This is a genomic window from Deltaproteobacteria bacterium, from assembly GCA_016933965.1.
Classification (GTDB): domain Bacteria; phylum Desulfobacterota; class Syntrophia; order Syntrophales; family UBA2210; genus JAFGTS01.
Genome location: JAFGTS010000003.1, coordinates 1 through 18269 on the forward strand (window position 1 = coordinate 1; position 18269 = coordinate 18269).

Genomic DNA, 18269 nt, shown 5'->3' on the forward strand with positions numbered 1-18269 from the left:
CCTCCGTAAAGCATTTCGTAGCACTCCTGATAGAGATCCTTCTGTTCCTGGGTCGCCTTGCCGCAGCAGAATGTCCGGTAAACGCATGATTTGTATCCCTGGTAAGAATTCCCATCCACATCGATATACACAAGATCCCCGGGACGCAGGGGTTTGTCAGTAAAGGACCAGCCATACGGATTGGTGTTGTATCCGGACATGCAAACAAGATCCTCGGTATGATCGGCTCCCTCCTCATAAAGGGCTTTGATGCCGATACCGACCAGATCACATTCCCGAATACCGGGGCGAATGGCATCCACAATGGCAGCAAAGGCCGATTCAGTGTTTCCGCAGGTGATCCGCATCAGCTCGATCTCATCCCGGGTTTTGATCATACGGGCTTTGTCCATGATCGGTTTGCCGTGTACCGTCTTGATTCCTGCTTTTTCGAATGCCCGGCTGAACAGCATGCTGCAAACAGTTCCTTCAATGGCCAGAGGCTCTTTTTCAAGGCCGTACTCTGCCAGCAGCTTTCCAATAGTATCGACGACGATCAGGACAGTGATGTGGTCCTCATTGTCTGCCACGATCTTTACCGGAGGGAATGAAGGCCTCACCCGCCCTTTCATCCACGGCATGCGTCGTTCTGTCTCTGAAGGGGTCCCGCCGCCGAACAGGATCGGCTCGCCATTGCGCGGCAGGAAAGCGCATTGTATCTCAGCCGGACGCATGGGGGTGGTCACATAGTAAGATGTCAAGTAACGGATATTGGCCTCATCCCAGGTGATGATCGCTCCGGCTCCGGACGCATTCAACTCTGCCGTGGCTTTCTGGAGCCGCTCCTTCCTCAAGCGGTCATAGTTGACCCGTTCTTCATAATCCACGGCGTATTTTCCAAGTGCCATGGCGGTTCCTCCTTTCTAAAGGTCTGTAACTTGCTATCATACCAATGAAGACGGAAACAGCAATAGCAGTGGGTGCCAAAAAGGGAACCATTTGCGCCACGTGAAGCACGGTGAAAGCAGTTCACGGGGCCGCCGGATCGGGTGATCTCGGAGAATATTTTCTGCGGTATACGCTGGGTGATTGGCCGGACCAGCGTTTGAAGGCCCGGGTAAAACTGTGCCTGTCCGAAAAGCCCAGTTTCTCGCTGATCTCCTCAATGCTGAGCTGCCCGGATCTCAACGCCTGAACGGCCAGTTGAAATCTGATCTGATCCCGTAATGCGGACCATCCGTAACCGTTTTCGGCCAGACGGCGTTGCAGGGTTCTGGCACTGATATTCTGAGACCGGGCCAATTCCCGCAACGGTGCGTTCAACAGGTCGTTCCTCTTGACCAGGAGCTGTCTTATCTCTTCCGCCGGTCCGTCATGCAGCGGAGAATCGGCTATCTGCTGGTCCAGGATATTTCCGGCCTGCCGGCGGATATCCGGAAAACCGCCCGGCAGGGGAAGGTCCATGATGACGCGTTCGTAGCGTATGATGTTTTCCGGCGCATTCAGGACAACAGCGCAGCCGAAGAAGTCGACGTACAGGGGAATGATCTCGGAACGTCCATGACGGAAATAAACGGCCTTGGGCGGGACGGTTTTTTTCATGAGGCGGTTCACAAGGGTCTTTATGGATGAAAAGACCATTTCCGTATAGTGCCGCTCATCCTCCTCGGAAAGCATCCTGTCCGGCTGTAACATGATGCTGACGTCATCACCGGTCTCCTGCAGTTTCAGGATAAGCAGCGGCGAGATGAGCTTTCGAAGTGATTGGGTATTCTCAGAGGCCTCCCGAATGGTTGAGGAGGACATCAGGAAGGTCTTGAGATGCGGCATATATTCGAAATCGAAATTTTCGCCGTTCAAGAGACCGATCGCTGGATGTCCGGTGGCCTTCTCCACCTCCATAACGATGGCATGGACCTGATCCAGACCTATGGTCGTCCGCGTGATATGTTCCAGATCGATCGATATCCCGAGTTTGCGCAGTATGTCCTGAATGTCAACACCCAGCTTCACCGCCGTGCTGATAATTCCAGGCAGCACGACCGCCGACGTTTTCACATGGCCCGCATGGGAATCGTCTTTCATGAGCATCTCCTGACGCTGGATTGTACTATATGTCAAGTTGGAAATCCGCCATTTTATTTCCCGTTGAGGGCTTGCATGGATGAGCATGGCAGGAAATCAATTGTTAAAATCATTGACAGCACAATTCGGAAAGTTCTATTCATTCTGTGAACTCTTTTCATTAGAAATGTTTCCGCGTCCAGAATAAAGGGGTCAGGTCTGCCTTTGACCCATGTCATGGTATATTGCGGGGCCTGCCCCCGCCTTTGATATAAAATGTGTCGGCAGGGTTTCACTGCGTGCGGTGTTGACTCAGAAACTTGAAAGGACGGTGAAAGATGAAGCCAACCGGTAACGGCAGAAAGACGGAAAAGGTGGTGCGGACGGCGGACAAAGAAAGAAAATCGGATGGGATACGCTCCGATCTTGCCGACGTCATCGAGCGGCATGCTTTCGGATCGGACGAACGCCGTCCCGAAGCGGTAAAGCGCCTGCGGGAAAAAAACCGGAGAACGGCTCGCGCGAATGTGCTGGACCTTTGCGATCCCGATAGTTTCATCGAATATGGAGCCCTGGCGATCGCCGCCCAGCGCTTGAGAAGATCCACTGATGATCTGATCAAAAAGACCCCGGCAGACGGCCTGATCACCGGGATTGGTTCCGTTAACGGCGATATGTTCGGTCATGATAAGGCCCGCTGCATGGTGATGGCGTACGATTACTCGGTTCTGGCCGGCACCCAGGGGTTTTTCAATCATAAAAAGAAGGATCGTATGCTGAAGCTGGCGCACGAATTGGGGATCCCCGTCATCCTCTTCGCGACGGGCGGCGGCGGAAGACCGGGTGACGTTGACGCGATGAGTGTTGTTGTTTCCGGGCTGGATTATTCGACGTTCTATGAGTTTGCCCGGCTGAGCGGGCGTGTCCCCGTGGTCGGCATAGTGTCCGGACCGTGCTTTGCGGGGAATGCGGTCCTGGCCGGATGCTGTGACGTGATCATTGCAACCGGAGATTCAAACATCGGTATGGGCGGTCCGGTCATGATCGAAGGCGGCGGCCTCGGCGTCTTCAAGCCGGAAGAGGTCGGGCCGATGGATATTCAGGCCGGTAACGGCGTGGTCGACATCGTTGTTGAATGCGAAGAGGAGACCGTTGCGGCGGCCAGAAAATATCTGTCATATTTTCAGGGTTCCCTTTCCGAATGGCAGGCGGCAGATCAGTATGCGCTTCGGGATATGATCCCGGAAAACAGGAGGCGTGTCTATGATGTGCGGAAGGTCATCAAGACCCTGGCAGATATGGACTCCTTCCTCGAGCTGCGCCCCTTGTATGGTCAGAGCATGGTAACAGGGTTGATACGGATCGAAGGAAGGCCTTTCGGGTTGATCGCGAACGACTGCAGGCATGCCGCGGGAGCGATAGAAGCTGAAGGTGCGGAGAAGGCGGCGCGCCTGGTCCGGCTGTGCAATGCACACGGGCTTCCGGTCCTGTCCCTCTGCGATACACCGGGGTTCATGGTCGGGCCGGAGATAGAAACACGAGCGCAGGTACGCCGTGTGTGCCGGATGTTCGTGGCCGGCGCGCAGGCACATGTGCCGTATTTTACGGTCGTCCTGCGAAGAGGATATGGCCTTGGGGCGATGGCGATGGCCAAAGGCAGTTTTCACGAAAGCGTTTTTACCGCGTCCTGGCCGTCAGGTGAGTTCGGGGGGATGGGAATTGAGGGAGCCGTCAAGGCAGGCTTCAAGAGAGAGCTCGAAGCGATCGCGGATCCCGAGGAAAGAAAAAAGCTGTTCGATCAATTGGTCAAGACGGGATATGACATAGGCAAAGCTATGAACGTGGCCTCTTTCTTTGAGATCGATTCGGTCATCGATCCGGCCGATACGCGGCAATGGATAATAAAAGGACTGATCTCAGTGCCTGGTGGAAGAATGAAGGGAGAGATCCCGTCCCGTTTTATTGACACCTGGTAGCAGGACTTTTTGTAAAATTGAAAGAGACTATTTGATACAGGAAGCTCCTTGTTCCTGCAAGTCCTTCGAATTGCCGTATTACTGAGGTCATCATATCCCCCATCACGCATTATTATGGTACCTGGAGGGTTCCTCTGGTTCCAAGGTTCATGACACAACGACTGCCAATGAAAATGACATTTTATATCGCTATCCCTTGCCATCAATAAGGGCTCTTATAATTTCTTTTGCTCCATCAGGAAGATTTTCCAACCACTCCTGCTCCTGCCCAGCGGGTGGGAAAACCTGTCCATATTTCAATATGCTGTCTGGCTCAATACCGCATAAATCAATCCAGATTGCATTTATATCCCAGTCAATGGACTCGCTCACATCCTTAATCATTTCCAGCATCCACCGCTTACGCTGTTCTGCATTCCTGCCAATTCTGACATCTCCGCGTATCCACATATGTCTGTTACATAGATGTCCGCTTACAAAACGATTGCTATCGAGGACTTCGTTAAAAATAACCTGTACATAGAACTCAGGTGCTCCTGTAGAATGAGAGTGTGACTTGGTTATTGCTTGTGCTGCCTTCTTTTTTTTCTCATCACTCAAAGTATTAGCTCTTACGTATACATTATAAGTTGGCATTCTTTCTCCTTTCGTTTGAAAACTTAGTGAAATGCATCATGTAGCAGTATAGCATGTTTGGGATTACAGATTAGAAAATTGATATCCTGGGCATCGTGTTTAAATTATCCTTAACGGATGCCGATACCGGAGAAATTCCGGAAGGACATACGTGAAAGGAGAAAAGATATGCAAAAGAAAATGTTAATAATCACACTCATCACGCTGCTTATCGTCTCTGTTGCTGTTGTTGTGCAGGCAGATCGGCGCGGATGGAGAGATGTAGATCGATATGATCACTGTGCCTATTACGGTTCAGGTTTTGACTCAGATGACGATTACGGACGCGGATGGGGCAATATGGGTCCCGGCATGATGTCACAAGGATGGTCACGTGATTACGATATGATGGGACCGGGTTGGCGTTACGGCGACCGTGAAGAATACCTCAAATTTCTGGATGAAACGTCGAGTCTCAGGAAAGAACTTCAAGCAAAAAGGTTCGATTACCAAGAGGCATTGAGGAACTCTGATACAAAACCTGAAGATATGGGAAAACTGGAAAAGGAAATGTACGCTCTGGAGCAGAAAATTAGCAGCAGATCACCCCGGGGATGCTGGTGGCAAAGAGATTGATCTTTAACAAAGGATCTTCGAGTGGAAAGGCAGGGTCAATATAAGCCCTGCCTTTTTTATTGATTGCCTAATGAAAGCGTGCGTTATAGAAAAAATGCTTGGCGAATAATTACAGGAAGAAGTGGATTCTTGACTTCACCCTGTAATTTATTGAAACGCCTCAGGGGTTCTGTATGCGCCTTTGTATATGTAATCGGTAATCAAAACAGGACCCCACTTGACATTGTCTGTCAAGATAAGTGTAAGCCGGGACAATCTACCATTTTGCAATAATCAATTGCCCCTGAGAAGTAACAATAGTTAACGAATCAGTCTTCACGGGGGTAAAGCTTTCTGACTGATCTTCAGGAGTTTCTTTTTCTGAAGAAGCTTCCGGTTTCGTCGTGTAAACGTAATAAATACCAACAATTACCAATGCTCCGACGATACCCCAGCCTACCGCATCACTCATTAAAGGTTCACCACCAGCTCCCCCGGCACAGGCGACCTTCTGAGATACCAGGGGAATCATTAAAGCGAAAAGCAATATGGCAATGACTAATTTTCGCAGCATGCCGTTACCTCCTGCCTCCTGTTGTTCAACATTATGGGCATTAATTATACCAGAACATGAAGCTCTCTGCCGTTTTTGATTATGATGTGAAATGTTCTCAATGAAGGGGTCAAGTCTACCGTTGACTCATGTCATGTTATATTGCAAGACCTGACCCCACCCTCCGTGTCCGTATATTGAATACATCAAATAAATTCGACCCTTTCATTGACAATGGGATTTGATGATGTTACGTAATAATATATGTTTTTTTTATGCTTTCTATCATCAGACACAACCGGAGACTGCTGTTTGATATGTTCCGGCAGTGTGCGTGACCCTCTCTTTTCCCCTTTAAAAACCTGCAATGGACGTGACGAAAGAACATGCGGTTCCCTGTTCGATATGAGCATGAGCGTTTGATGCAGGTATCGACATATATCAGTTGCTGAGCATGACCGTTATCCGAATCGGAAGATCTGATACTATCGGTACACATTCGTGACACTCACGTCATGCGGCGGACACGATCAAAAGGAGGGATTATCATGGTGGGAAGAACCAGCATCAGAATGTGCTGCTCGCTTGTAAGTTTGCTGCTGTTTCTCTGGGTTTCGGCATGTATCATCGCTAATGCAAGCATTGCGCAGGCATCACCGGCTGTTCCCGACCGGACGAACTTGTCAACCGCAGACCACTCTAAATTCAAGGAGTTACAAAAGGTCTTCGCGTCCGGGCCGGAAGTTACTCAGGCATGCCTTTCGTGCCATACCGAGGCGGCCTCCCAGCTTCGTCACACATTTCACTGGACGTGGGTGCCGGATGAACCAGGCGATACATGCCTTGGGAAAGCCCGGTATTTGAATAATCTCTGAGTAACGCCTCAATCCAACTGGTGCAGGTGTACCAGCTGCCACATAGGTTATGGTTGGAAGGACAAGGCATTCGACTTCAGCGCCCAGGATCGGATCGATTGCCTGGCCTGTCATGACACGACGGGGACGTACAAAAAGTTTCCCACCGGATGCGGCCATCCGGCGTATGAAACGAAACAGTTCGGCGGCAAAACATTTCAACCTGCCGATCTTTCTTCTGTCGCCCAGCATGTGGGCAGAACAAGCAGAGCAACATGCGGTGCCTGCCATTTCTATGGCGGTGGAGGAGACGGCATCAAACACGGTGAACTGAACTCTCTGCTGGTGGCTCCCTCCAAGGCGATCGATGTCCATATGGATGTCGAGGGGCTGGACTATCGATGCACGACATGTCACACCACGGTCGATCACGTGATCCCGGGGAGATACTATGTCTATCCGGCGCAGAATGCCCACCGGTATGCCGTGCCGCATGATAAGGAAAATCTTATCGGGTGTGAGACATGCCACGGCGCAGCGCCTCATCCGGATTCGGCTACGCTGAACGATCACGTCGCCACTGTTTCTTGCCAGGCCTGCCATATTCCGACGATCGGCAGGGGCGGCAAATCAACACTCGTCGGCTGGGATTGGAGCACGGCGGGAAAATTTGACGAGAACCAGAAATTTATTGTGAAAAAAGATGCGGCCGGCAATGTCAGTTATCATACCATGAAGGGTGACCTGGCATGGAACCAGTCGTTCGTTCCGGAATATCGATGGTATACGGGGGGCATGACATATCATTGTGCCGACGACCCCGTTGATGCTGCCGAAGTGCTCTCGATGAACAGCCCCGAGGGCGCGTATGGTCTCGAGGGAGCTAAGATATTCCCCTTCAAGGTTCTCCGCGGCACGCAGATATATGACCCCGTCACCAGCGTCCTGATCGTGCCGAAACTGTTCGGTCCGAAGGGAATGGGTGCCTACTGGGCGGATTTTGACTGGAAGAGATCAGCGACGGCGGGCATGGCTGAGGTGGGCAAGCCCTTCAGCGGTGAGATCGGGTTTGTTGAGACGGAATCCTACTGGCCGGTCACCCACATGGTAGCGCCGAAGGAAGAGTCTCTGCAATGCGACGCCTGCCACAGCAGGAACGGCCGGCTCGCACAGCTCGGCGGTTTTTATCTTCCCGGTCGGGACGCGTCTTCCGTCCTCGATACCGCCGGCTGGATCCTGGTCATACTGACACTTATCTGCGTGATCGCGCATATCCTGTTGCGTGTATATTTCACTACGATGAAGAGGGAACGATCATGAAAAAAGAAATCCTTTTATATACCGTGTTCGAACGTCTCTGGCACTGGACCCAGATGCTGCTTATTTTTTTACTGGTCATCACCGGTTTTGAGGTACACGGTTCCTGTCACATCGTCGGGTTCAAAGATGCCTGCATGTACCATGACTATTTTGGATGGGCACTCGTTACCCTGACGGTGTTCGGGATCTTCTGGCATCTCGTGACCGGTGAATGGAAACAGTACATTCCCAATGTCACTAATATCATGGGTGTTGCTTTTTATTACTTCATCGGCATGTTCAAAGGGCATCCGCATCCCTTTCAGAAGTCCCGTGAACGCAAACTGAACCCTCTCCAGCAGGTATCGTATCTTTTTTTCGTGTTCCTGTTGCTGGTGCAGGTCATAAGCGGTGTGCTGTATTATTTCCCCGTATGGAGTAAAAAGTTTGTCGGGCTGAGCCTGGAGACGATAGCGCTTGTCCATACGGCCGTCGCTTTTCTCATGATCTCGTTCATTATCGTGCATATCTGCATGGCGACAACGGGACCGACGATCTTCACATATATAAAGTCGATGATAACCGGTCGGGAGGAAATAGAACAATTCGAGGATTATACAACGAAGTGATAACGTGATGGCCGAGGTCTGCTACGTCGCCATATTGATAGAGACCCGACTGAAAATACGAGGGAGATCCCACGATAATACCCCGTGCCGATGTTATCTTCATACTTGTTCGCTGCGCAGTTCGTAACCGCTCGCCGCTTTCCTGTCGAATAGTTCATTCGATCACCGATGCCACGACCATGTCGGACAGGCGCTGATGCCGCATGAAGCTCCTTCCCTCCTCCATTAGTCCGGCGGAAAGGAATATATAGGTGAGCTCTTTTTCCGGATCAACCCAGAACATGGTTGAACCGGCACCTAAACCGGCATATGTCCAGGGCGAGGTATTCAAGCCCAACGGAGTTGGAAACATTCCCTCCCCCCTCAGAAAAAAGGTGAGGCCGAGATATGCGGGGATCTCCGGCCATCCGTACATCTCCCGCATATGGTCCATCAAATGATTCGGCAGATCGCCGGTGTGATTTGTCGTTGCGAGATCGACGGTTTCCGGGCTCAGCAGTCGTTTTCCGTTCAGCTCACCGCCCTGGCGAAGCATTTCCGTGAAGAGAAAGATATCATGAGCGGTCGAAACGACCCCTCCTGAGGGCAACTCGGTATCTTCAGCAGCGATGTAGTTCATCGACTCAATGAGGAAGGGTTCGAAAATACCCGGGGTCAGGTCGCGGACAATGATCGGCACGATCTTCTTCCTCAGTTTGTCAGGCAGGCCCAGGGCGGTGCTTTTCATGCCCAACGGCTCAAAGACGTCTTCTTTCATGATCGTCCGGAAGGGCCGTTTCCGTTCATCCAGCCGTTGGACCATGGCGGCAACCAGGGCAAGAGAAGTAACGGGATTGTAAGTGATGATCGTCCCAGGCATATACAGAAGCCGCTCAAGACAGAATGCCTTGACGACTTCTTCAATATTTCCAAGCTTGTCTACGGGAAGGGTAAAGGGGATCTCCGTATTTAATCCGCTCATATGGGTGAGGATGTGCAGGACGGTTATGTTCTGCTTACCCTTGGTGCCGAACTCGGGAATGACGTCTTTGATAGGTGTTGTCAGTGTGAATTTCCCCTCTTCGATTGCCATCAGGACCCTGACGGTCGTCATTTGCTTGGTCAGTGACATGATGAAGAATATGTCGTCCTTTTTTGCTTTGCGCTTTTTCGCCAGGTCTGTATGGCCGACAGCCTCGAACATGGCAATTTCACCATGTCGGGCGACGATGAAGACGGCACCGTCATAGAGACCTTTTGCAGTATCTTCCGTGATTACCTTCTTCAACTTCCGTAAACGATCCGGATCAAGCCCCAGTTTCTTCGCGTTGCCGATGTCCGTTTTTCCGATCTTTGCTTTCGCCATTTTACCCCCTCCTTTTCGTAGGATGTTTCGTTGATGATGTTTTGTTTCACCCTTCAGTCAGCACACTACGCCACATGTTATGCCAGAGTTCTGTTAATTTCAAATGTTAGAAGCGGAAGATCAGCGATTTCGGTTACCTGAGACCTGATTGAAATTAGTCTCATGCTGCTTTATTATGATTCTTCTCCCATTTGGTTGCAGAAAAGGGTTCGCAGTTTTGAGGTTTCTGGGTTTCAAGGTTTCGAGGGTCCAAGGGTTGTATTGTTTTCGGAGTGATAAAAAGATCAAGTCTACCGTTGACCCATGTTATATTGCAAGACCTGACCCCACCTTTGTGCTTTGAACCGGCCTTTTCGGGAATTATCAATCCTTCTGGTTTCGGTCTTCCCTGGGGATGTAATGCCGGATCGTCTCACCCTGGTAGATCTGCCGCGGCCGGCAGAGGCGACGGTTCGGATCGTCGTGACTTTCCTTCCATTGAGCGATCCAGCCGGGCAGGCGGCCGATGGCGAACATGACGGGAAACATGTTCAGGGGGATGTTCAACGCCCGCAGAAGAATTCCGCTGTAGAAATCGACATTTACATAAAGCTGGTGATCGATGAAGTAAGGGTCCTTCTCGACCACGTCCTTGAGCTTCCGGGCGATATCAAGCAGCGGGTCATGGCGCTTCAGTTTGTCGAGTATCCGTTCGACCACCTTTTCGAGGATCGGCGCCCGGGGGTCATGGGTCTTGTACACCCGGTGGCCGAACCCGTACAGCCGGAAGGAATCCTCCCGGGTCTTGGCGCGTTCGATGAAGGGCTGGATGTCACCTCCGCTGTCATGTATCTTCTGGAGCATTTCGTAGACGGCCTGATTCGCTCCGCCGTGCAGGGGACCCCAGAGGGCGCTGATCCCCGCGGATACGGCGGCGTAGAGATTCACGTTCGCGCTGCCCACCAGGCGAACCGCCGAGGTGGAACAGTTCTGTTCGTGGTCCGCGTGAAGGATCCAGAACACCTCAAGAGCCCTGACGACATCGGGATCGATCTCATAGGGCCTGACCGTCGAATCGAACATCATGTTCAGAAAATTCGCGCAGTACTTGAGATCATACCGGGGGTACACGACCCGGTCACCCTTTGATATCCGGTAGGATACGGCGGCAAGGGTCCGCACTTTCGAGAGAAGCCGTGTGAAGGTGAGCCGGAGCTGTTCTTCGCGGTCCAGTTCCCGCAGCTCGGGGTAAAAGGCCCGCAACGCGTTCACCATGGACGAGAGAATACCCATGGGATGGGTCCTCGGTGGATAGTGGCGGAAGAAGTTCAGCATGTCCTCGTGGACGAGGGAATGCTCGTTGAGCATTTCGGAAACGGCGGACAGGGTACGCTCGGAGGGCAGATCCCCGAAAATGAGAAGGTAGGCCGTTTCGACGAAGGTCGATTGCGCGGCCAGCTCTTCGATGGGGATACCCCGGTATCGGAGAATGCCATCTTCCCCGTTCATGTAGGAGATGCTGCTGACGCAGCTTCCCGTATTGGCGAAACCCGGGTCAAGGGTAATGACCCCCGTGTCTCTCCTGAGATTGGTGATATCGATGGCCCGTTCGCCCTCGGTACCCGTCACGATGGGTAATTCATAGGCCTTGCCGTCGATGATGAGTTGAGCGGTATCTCCCACAAAACGACTCCTTTCGCGGGCGCAATAAACGTGAGTTAATATCAGAAAAGGATCCGGATTACCAGTAATTTGTAATACAAAAGAAACACAGATACAGGCGCGGCGGTCAGCTCCCCCGAGGTGATTTTCAGGGAATTCCTTTCCATGAATCAGGGTTTCCCCGATGGATAAAAAACGTTTTTTCCGCCACAGTGCATTCGACGGGTAAGGCTGCACAGAGACCCGCAAGGAGGTCACGGAAATGGAAAAAAATGCAAAACTCAAAAGGATTCCCGGTATCGAGACCATTTTGACACCCGATATGCACAGCATTACGAACGGTGTCGGTCCCCTGTATAACTACTTTTTCCCCACCATCAAGGCGGGGCTGAACTGGCTTGCCGAGCGGTGCGAGGAGCAGAACGGCATGCACGTGGAGGTCAAGAACGGCGGCGGTCCCATCATGGTCGACAGGGACACCAATTTCATTCTTTTCGGCAGTGCTTCCATCCTGCTGTCCCGGATCTGTGAATATTCCCGGGCCAAAAACGTTCTCATTTCCCTTGAGAAGAACGGCAAAGGCATTACAGTCAGCGTCGAAGAGGACGGCATCGGCTTCGATGCGGCCGATACGGATTCCCTGCTTCAGTATTCAAAGGAACATGAGCTGACCAGGATAAATGATCATCTGCGCTTCTTCGGTGGTCACCTTGCCGTTGAATCACGGAAGGATGCGGGGACGCGGGTATCCGTCACCGTGCCCACCGCGGCATTGAACTGAGGAAGCGAGGCAATGCGGGGTGCCGGATACACATCGGTACCTGCATGATGGAACGAACATTCAGGGATGCGTGATGATACGGTTGGATGACCTGGCGGCGTTTTTCCGGTGTCACGTGTCCCTTTTTGTATCCCCCCAGATGTCGGACACCTCGCTGACACGGCTGATGAGCTGCCGGTAAAGCGTATCCTCGTCCTCGATGCTCAGCGTGAGTGCCCCCTCGGGACAGATCTCGACACAGCGGCCGCAGCCCTTGCAGCTTTCTCCCGGTGAAGCGACGCCGTCCTTCAGTTCCATGGCGGCCACGAAGCAGCGGTCGACACAGAGATTGCAGCCGGTGCATTTTGCGGCGTCGACGGTGATGGAAACGCCGGGCAGCCCCTGGTAGGCACGTTCCAGGTTGGGACCCCGTTTCTGCATGTGCGTCCGGTACAGGCAGCAGCAGTCGCAGCAGAAGCAGATGAACATGAGCCGGGTGAAATTGGTCAGGCCGAAGGCGACGGGATCGATCCAGACGTGGGCGACGTTGGCGATCAACCCCGCTTTCGAGGCCTTTCGTACATGTTCGATGGCTTCTTCCCGCGTCACTTTCCGCCCGTGTGAAGGGTGAAGGCGTTTGATTGACGGTCCCAGGGCCATGCAGCCCAGGTCCGCCGGATACTCTTTGCACCCCAGCTTCGTCCGGCAGATGCACTCGTCCAGGATGAAGAGATCATCCACGCTGGAAACGAATCGTTCCACCACCCGCCGCGGCAGGACCAGATTGTCGGGAGGCACCACCGTTTCCTGGATCGGGATCGCCGTGACCTCGTTCCAGGGGTAGGCGAAGAATGGATTGATGATCCATTTGAACGGGGGGTATGAACTTAACCGTTTCGCCACGATCATGATCGGCCAGGAAAGCCGGATCATGACCCGGACCATTTTTTTCGGCGGTCCGTACTTCAGAAAATCGAACATAGCCGTTCCCCCTGCCGTGAATTTTTCCGGTTCCCTATCCCCAGCGGTTGAATACGCCCCGTGATACCGGTACCCACCAGGTAAAGCCGAAAATGATCGTGTTGATCATGACCCGTGACGATGGGAACCCGCGTTTGCCGGCGACACGGAGCGCGTGGGGCACTTCAATGCAGTGCAGGGCGAGAAGCGCCACGGGCAGCAGGGCCCGGCCCGCGGGGCTTTCAAAGAGGAGCCGCCCGAAAATGATGACGATGATCCAGAGCGCCACGGCGCCGAACATGAGGACATACCAGAATTCCTTGCGTTTCAGCATTTCTCTCACTCTCCCTATCCAGCTCGTCCGGCCGCCCTGTCCCGCGCGCCGGTCCATGTTCCCTCTAATCGACGTCGATGAGGGATTCGATGCGTTCCGTCAGCTCCCTGACGGCCTCATCGACATCTTCGATATCGGCGGTAACGGCCTTTTGCGGGCAGTTGGTGATACAGAGGCCGCAGCCGATGCACTTGTTCATATCGTGATGGATACGGCCGTCAACGATGGATATGGCGGCCATATGGCACTCGCCGACGCAGAGCCCGCAGAGGATGCATGCCTCATGGTCCACGCTGATCTCAAGTCCCTTGAGACGCACCATTGACGCGGCCGCTTCCGGGGGCAGGTACCTGCCTGATGTGAGAAGGGTGCAGCAGCAGTGGCAGCAGTGGCAGACGGTCAGAAGCTGCCCGCGGTCGCGGACGCCCCAGATGAAGTTGTCGATCTTCACCCGGCCGATCATGGGAACGAGGCCGTTTTCAACGGTCCGATGGAGGTGGGCGATGGCTTCTTCCCGTGAAACGTGGTTGACGATCCGGGGGTCTATTTCGCGGGTACCCTCGCCGAGGAGCGTGCAGCCGAAATCTATGGGATGATTCTTGCATTGCCGCGCGTCACGGCAGGTACACCGTTTGAGGATGACCCGATGCGGCGAGCGCCTGATAAATTCCTCCACGACCCTCACGGGCAGGAGGGTGCTGGTCCCAGTGATCTCCTGGTTGATGGGGAGGTAGGAAATGTTGAGGTTCTTTCCCGTGAACAGCGGGAGCGAGGCCATCGCCACAATGGGGCCTATCAGAGGCCACTGCGTCATCCGGGCACTGATCCATGTCAGGGGCCATACCTTCGCGAGAAAGGTGAGCCACCAGGCAGGCCGTTTCGACATTATATCCCCCTCAACGAGACATGATGGAACACACGACGTGCGTGTTCCCTCCTCGTGCCGCCCTTATCGTGGCACAGGGAGCCGGTTCATCGTTGAAAATCCTGTGCAGTATAAAAAAAAGCGATGAGCCATGTCAATTTTTTTCCATCATATCGATAATTCCTTTCGGACAATCCGAAACTGCTCGGCCGGCCGAAGGATTTTATCGTGACCGTCCGGGAAATTGAGATTGCTTCCGGTGGGGGTTTTCTGATACCTATTACCGGAGACATTCTCCGTATGCCGGGATTACTCACGAAACCGGCGGCGGAAAGCATCGACATCGATGAAAACGGAGTCATATCGGGGTTGTTTTAATGGTCTGAACGGCCCCGGGGGTGGTGTTTTTTCAGTACAACGGAAAAAAGGAGGTTCGCCGTGGAAAAGCCCGTATTGTTCTCAGTAGAAGATTCGATAGCCCTGATAACCCTGAATCGCCCCGAGCGGCATAATGCCATCTGCCAGGCTCTGCTCGTGGAACTGTATAATTCCATTGATGAAGTTGCTAAAAGAGACGACATCAAGGTCGCCGTACTGACCGGGAATGGAAGGTCCTTCTGCTCGGGTATCGACCTTGACGTCATCGGCAAGGATAACCTGCTCGACCCGCGCGGTGACGGGAAAGACCTTCCAGACGTTCTTGCCGGTTGCAATAAGCCGATGATCGGTGCCATCAACGGTGCTACTATTACCGGCGGGTTTGAACTGGCCCTGAACCTGGATTTCCTCATTGCCTCCGAGAACGCCCGGTTTATCGATTCCCACGCGAAGGTCGGCATTCACCCCGGGTGGGGGATGACCCAGCTTCTGCAACAGGCTGTCGGTCAGAGAATGGCGAAGCAGATGTCCTTCACCTGTCAGCCCTTGTCGGCTCAGGATGCGCTCCGCTGCGGGCTGGTGAACGAGGTGCTTCCGCTGGAGCAACTGCTGCCGCGGGCCCTGGAGATCGCCCGTCACATCTGCAGCGTGAACCAGGATATCCTGTACATGATGAGGGACCTTATTAAAAAGAGGAATTCCCTGCCCCTCGACAATGCGTACCGGGCGGAGCGGGAAAGCTTCCATGACTTCCTGCGGCGGATGAAGGTGCTGTAAGGCAGTGCTCCGGAGCGATACCTCTTTATCGCGTGGTTCCTCTCTGTATCTAATGTGAGGATACAGGCATAGCGGTGCCGCCTTTCACGACCATGGCGACCTGCTGCACGGCCTGGATGTCTTTGAGCGGATCTCCCTCGACGACGGTGAGATCGGCGTATTTCCCCTCCTCGATGGTACCGATGCGGTCATCCATGCGGAGAATTTTTGCGTTCACCGCCGTGGCCGCTTTCAATGCTTCAGCGTTCGTAAAACCGGCCCGGGTCAGGTGCCGCAGTTCTTTCCAGTAACTGCCGAAGAAGCTCAATCCCGTGCCGCAGCAGTCGGTGCCGACGCCGATGGTGCCGCCGGCCTTTTTGATCTTTTCAATGTTCTTCATCGCAATGGGATACCCCGCTTTAAAGAATTCCACGTCGGGATAGAACTGTTTTTGGTGATCCGGCGGGGGATAGGGGTGTTTCAGAAGCACTTCCACCCCCTCAACGGATTGTCGAAAAGGTTCCGAGAGAAGGTCTTTCGCTCCCTCACTGTGAAGAAAGTTCAGGATCTCGGGGATTTCGAGATAGTCTCCAAAGGCCTTGATAGTGGGAATAACGGCCATGCCCGCTGAAAAGAACCGCTCGATGTCCTCGTCCGCCAGTTCATCCATTGCACAGTGCTCCAGGGTATCGACACCCATCTCAATACCCTTCAGAAAACCGGCCCGCTCCGTGTGATGCATGGCAACGGGTACATGCCGTTCCCTGCCGGCCTCCACGAGAGCCGCGAAGCACTCGTCGGAGAGGTTCGGCAGTTTTCCGTGAAAGAGAAACGAATTTTCCGAGTACTGCGTTTTCAGCAGGTCTGCTCCCTCGTTAACGAGACCATGGGCTACGGTGGTGACCTCTTCCGGCGTGCTCAATCGCTCGGCGAACTGGCCGCCGGTGATGATCGACTCGATGGGGTTCAGGGTCGGCGCCATTTCAGGGACCCCCGTCGAGCTCGTGATGAACGACAGGGCCGTCAGTATCCGGGGACCCACCGCCTGGCCTTCATCTATGCGCTCCCGCCATTTCAGGATCTTTTTCGGAAAGGCCGCGACGTCACGCACGGTGGTCACCCCGTACCTGACGCAGTTGGCGAAGTTCATACCCACCTGCCGGTTCATCTGCAGGAGGCCCTTCAGGGTCACCTTCATGATAAAGGGAACGGTCATGTGAATATGGGCGTCGATCAATCCGGGGAGAACGGTTTTCCCCTTGAGATCGATCCGTGTGCAATCGGGGAAGCGGTCGATCGCCCCGTCATCCGTGATCGTATCGATACGGTCTCCCCTCGTGACGATAAGCTTGTTGTCCTCCAGCGTATCGCTTACACCGGTGAACAGCTTCATCCCATGATACAGTATACGTTTTTTGTCCGCCATGGTTCCCTCCCCGCGGCTTCGGTATCACCGGCCGCCGATAAAGCCGTTTGTCCCGCAGTATTTCGGGTCGCCGGTCTGTCCCGTGTCACAATAGTTTTTTCAGTGCATCGAGAAAGAGGGACACGTTCTCCCGTTTACAGGAGTAACCCATGAGACCGACGCGCCATATCTTTCCTTTCAATGGTCCCAGGCCGCTGCCGATCTCGATCTCGTATTCCTCGAGCAGGCGGCGTCGCAGGAGTGCTTCGTCGACGCCGTCGGGGACCCTGACGGCGTTGAGCATGGGTGCGCGATAGGGTTTTTCCACCAGCATCTCCAGACCCAGGGCCTCGATGCCGGCGACGAGCTCGCTGTGCAGGGCACGGTGCCGCTCCCACCGGGCCTCGAGACCTTCTTCGATGGCGAGGCGGAGCGCTTCGCGCAGCGCGTATATCATGTTGATCGGCGCCGTATGGTGGTAGACCCGTTCCGGCCCCCAGTATTTTTCCACCATCGTCATGTCGAGATACCATGACGGCACCCGATGGGACCGGCTCCTGAGCTTGTCGAGTGCCCGGGAGCTGAAGGTGATCGGTGCCAGGCCCGGCGGGCAGCTCAGGCATTTCTGCGTTCCCGAGTAGCAGACGTCGACGGACCATTCATCGGTCCGGACCGGCGCGCCGCCCAGGGAGGTGACGGCATCCATCACCAGGAGCGCCTGGTGGGACTTCGTGATCGCTGATATTTCTTCCATGGGCTGGAGGACGCCCGTCGATGTTTCGGCGTGAACGATACACAGGACCTGCGCGGAAAATTCCTCGAAAGCCCGCGCGACCACCTCCGGGTCGACCGGTGTTCCCCATTCGACCTCGATCTGCTTGAGCACGCCGCCGCAGCGCTCGACAATGTCGCACATCCGCCGGCCGAACACGCCGCTGACGCAGACGATGACCCGGTCCCCGGGCTCTATCATGTTCACCAGCGCCGTCTCCATGCCCGCGCTCCCCGTTCCCGAAATAGGGATGGCGAACTCGTTATCGGTGAGAAAGACGGTGCGGAGCATTTCCTTTACCTCGTCCATGATGCCGAGGAAAGCCGGATCGAGATGTCCGAGGGTCGGCAGTGAAAGCGCCCGGAGCACCTCCGGCGGTGTATCGCTGGGTCCGGGGCCCATCAAAATGCGGTGGGGCACCGTAAGGGTTGAAGGGGATCCGCTCATGCTGCTCTCTCCTTTCTCAAGT

At 53.9% G+C, this 18269-nt stretch carries 18 protein-coding genes; 7 read left to right on the top strand and 11 right to left on the bottom strand.

The genetic code is table 11. The features are described from left to right. On the bottom strand, positions 1-887 hold an 887-nt coding region (locus JXO48_00530; protein ID MBN2282355.1), incomplete at its 3' end, for an aminopeptidase P family protein. Positions 888-1008: 121 nt separating this feature from the next. Next, positions 1009-2064: an AraC family transcriptional regulator ligand-binding domain-containing protein gene (locus JXO48_00535; protein ID MBN2282356.1), complete on the bottom strand. Its 1056-nt coding sequence runs from the start codon at positions 2062-2064 to the stop codon at positions 1009-1011. A gap of 317 nt (positions 2065-2381) precedes the next feature. Here JXO48_00535 and JXO48_00540 point away from each other — a divergent pair, with 317 nt between their 5' ends. After that, the gene (locus JXO48_00540) at positions 2382-4019 is read left to right on the top strand and encodes a biotin carboxylase (protein ID MBN2282357.1); all 1638 of its coding nucleotides are present in this window, start codon (positions 2382-2384) and stop codon (positions 4017-4019) included. Between the two features lie 189 nt (positions 4020-4208). Here JXO48_00540 and JXO48_00545 read toward each other — a convergent pair whose 3' ends face one another. Beyond that, entirely contained in the window at positions 4209-4655 is a 447-nt protein-coding gene (locus tag JXO48_00545) for a tautomerase family protein (GenBank protein ID MBN2282358.1), read from the bottom strand. A 168-nt stretch (positions 4656-4823) separates the two neighbouring features. Here JXO48_00545 and JXO48_00550 point away from each other — a divergent pair, with 168 nt between their 5' ends. Then, positions 4824-5270 carry a hypothetical protein gene (locus tag JXO48_00550; protein MBN2282359.1) on the top strand — a complete coding sequence of 149 codons (447 nt, stop codon included), beginning with the start codon at positions 4824-4826 and terminating at the stop codon, positions 5268-5270. A 256-nt stretch (positions 5271-5526) separates the two neighbouring features. Here the strand turns inward: JXO48_00550 and JXO48_00555 are convergent, their stop codons facing one another. Beyond that, complete coding sequence (locus tag JXO48_00555; protein MBN2282360.1) at positions 5527-5823, bottom strand: hypothetical protein; 297 nt, start codon at positions 5821-5823, stop codon at positions 5527-5529. Between the two features lie 896 nt (positions 5824-6719). Between JXO48_00555 and JXO48_00560 the strand changes: the two genes are divergently transcribed. Both JXO48_00560 and JXO48_00565 read left to right on the top strand, forming a co-directional pair. Beyond that, positions 6720-7976 carry a tetrathionate reductase family octaheme c-type cytochrome gene (locus JXO48_00560; protein MBN2282361.1) on the top strand — a complete coding sequence of 419 codons (1257 nt, stop codon included), beginning with the start codon at positions 6720-6722 and terminating at the stop codon, positions 7974-7976. After that, complete coding sequence (locus JXO48_00565; protein ID MBN2282362.1) at positions 7973-8584, top strand: cytochrome b/b6 domain-containing protein; 612 nt, start codon at positions 7973-7975, stop codon at positions 8582-8584. The genes JXO48_00560 and JXO48_00565 overlap by 4 nt, the downstream gene beginning before the upstream one ends. A 154-nt stretch (positions 8585-8738) precedes the next feature. On the opposite strand, the gene JXO48_00570 is transcribed toward JXO48_00565, so the two are convergent. Further along, the gene (locus tag JXO48_00570) at positions 8739-9929 is read right to left on the bottom strand and encodes a beta-lactamase family protein (protein MBN2282363.1); all 1191 of its coding nucleotides are present in this window, start codon (positions 9927-9929) and stop codon (positions 8739-8741) included. A 363-nt stretch (positions 9930-10292) separates the two neighbouring features. Next, the gene (locus JXO48_00575; protein ID MBN2282364.1) at positions 10293-11591 is read right to left on the bottom strand and encodes a citrate synthase; all 1299 of its coding nucleotides are present in this window, start codon (positions 11589-11591) and stop codon (positions 10293-10295) included. Positions 11592-11832: 241 nt separating this feature from the next. Between JXO48_00575 and JXO48_00580 the strand changes: the two genes are divergently transcribed. Continuing rightward, positions 11833-12351 (top strand): hypothetical protein, encoded by a 519-nt coding sequence (locus JXO48_00580; protein MBN2282365.1) that lies wholly within the window; start codon positions 11833-11835, stop codon positions 12349-12351. A 111-nt stretch (positions 12352-12462) separates the two neighbouring features. Here the strand turns inward: JXO48_00580 and JXO48_00585 are convergent, their stop codons facing one another. From JXO48_00585 to JXO48_00595, 3 genes are read right to left on the bottom strand one after another with little or no spacing between them, the layout of a single operon-like run. Continuing rightward, positions 12463-13311, bottom strand: a complete 849-nt coding sequence (locus JXO48_00585; GenBank protein MBN2282366.1) for a 4Fe-4S binding protein — start codon at positions 13309-13311, stop codon at positions 12463-12465. A gap of 34 nt (positions 13312-13345) precedes the next feature. Then, positions 13346-13681, bottom strand: coding sequence for a hypothetical protein (locus JXO48_00590; protein ID MBN2282367.1), 336 nt, complete (start codon positions 13679-13681; stop codon positions 13346-13348). 7 nt (positions 13682-13688) lie between these two features. Beyond that, entirely contained in the window at positions 13689-14510 is an 822-nt protein-coding gene (locus tag JXO48_00595; GenBank protein ID MBN2282368.1) for a 4Fe-4S binding protein, read from the bottom strand. A 180-nt stretch (positions 14511-14690) separates the two neighbouring features. Between JXO48_00595 and JXO48_00600 the strand changes: the two genes are divergently transcribed. Both JXO48_00600 and JXO48_00605 read left to right on the top strand, forming a co-directional pair. Continuing rightward, entirely contained in the window at positions 14691-14867 is a 177-nt protein-coding gene (locus JXO48_00600; GenBank protein MBN2282369.1) for a formate--tetrahydrofolate ligase, read from the top strand. Between the two features lie 60 nt (positions 14868-14927). Continuing rightward, entirely contained in the window at positions 14928-15644 is a 717-nt protein-coding gene (locus JXO48_00605; protein ID MBN2282370.1) for an enoyl-CoA hydratase/isomerase family protein, read from the top strand. Between the two features lie 49 nt (positions 15645-15693). On the opposite strand, the gene JXO48_00610 is transcribed toward JXO48_00605, so the two are convergent. Together JXO48_00610 and JXO48_00615 are read right to left on the bottom strand one after the other, a co-directional pair. Next, positions 15694-17049 carry an amidohydrolase family protein gene (locus JXO48_00610; GenBank protein MBN2282371.1) on the bottom strand — a complete coding sequence of 452 codons (1356 nt, stop codon included), beginning with the start codon at positions 17047-17049 and terminating at the stop codon, positions 15694-15696. 85 nt (positions 17050-17134) lie between these two features. Then, positions 17135-18247: an alanine--glyoxylate aminotransferase family protein gene (locus JXO48_00615; protein ID MBN2282372.1), complete on the bottom strand. Its 1113-nt coding sequence runs from the start codon at positions 18245-18247 to the stop codon at positions 17135-17137. Between the last annotated feature and the right edge of the window lie 22 nt (positions 18248-18269).

What these genes read in the sequence shown, in the direction of transcription:
- JXO48_00610 (MBN2282371.1), bottom strand. Translation starts at nt 17,049, where the DNA reads ATGGCGGACAAAAAACGTATACTGTATCATGGGATGAAGCTGTTCACC.
- JXO48_00565 (MBN2282362.1), top strand. Translation starts at nt 7,973, where the DNA reads ATGAAAAAAGAAATCCTTTTATATACCGTGTTCGAACGTCTCTGGCAC.
- JXO48_00535 (MBN2282356.1), bottom strand. Translation starts at nt 2,064, where the DNA reads ATGAAAGACGATTCCCATGCGGGCCATGTGAAAACGTCGGCGGTCGTG.
- JXO48_00555 (MBN2282360.1), bottom strand. Translation starts at nt 5,823, where the DNA reads ATGCTGCGAAAATTAGTCATTGCCATATTGCTTTTCGCTTTAATGATT.
- JXO48_00590 (MBN2282367.1), bottom strand. Translation starts at nt 13,681, where the DNA reads ATGGACCGGCGCGCGGGACAGGGCGGCCGGACGAGCTGGATAGGGAGA.
- JXO48_00615 (MBN2282372.1), bottom strand. Translation starts at nt 18,247, where the DNA reads ATGAGCGGATCCCCTTCAACCCTTACGGTGCCCCACCGCATTTTGATG.
- JXO48_00595 (MBN2282368.1), bottom strand. Translation starts at nt 14,510, where the DNA reads ATGTCGAAACGGCCTGCCTGGTGGCTCACCTTTCTCGCGAAGGTATGG.
- JXO48_00585 (MBN2282366.1), bottom strand. Translation starts at nt 13,311, where the DNA reads ATGTTCGATTTTCTGAAGTACGGACCGCCGAAAAAAATGGTCCGGGTC.
- JXO48_00545 (MBN2282358.1), bottom strand. Translation starts at nt 4,655, where the DNA reads ATGCCAACTTATAATGTATACGTAAGAGCTAATACTTTGAGTGATGAG.
- JXO48_00540 (MBN2282357.1), top strand. Translation starts at nt 2,382, where the DNA reads ATGAAGCCAACCGGTAACGGCAGAAAGACGGAAAAGGTGGTGCGGACG.
- JXO48_00580 (MBN2282365.1), top strand. Translation starts at nt 11,833, where the DNA reads ATGGAAAAAAATGCAAAACTCAAAAGGATTCCCGGTATCGAGACCATT.
- JXO48_00550 (MBN2282359.1), top strand. Translation starts at nt 4,824, where the DNA reads ATGCAAAAGAAAATGTTAATAATCACACTCATCACGCTGCTTATCGTC.
- JXO48_00570 (MBN2282363.1), bottom strand. Translation starts at nt 9,929, where the DNA reads ATGGCGAAAGCAAAGATCGGAAAAACGGACATCGGCAACGCGAAGAAA.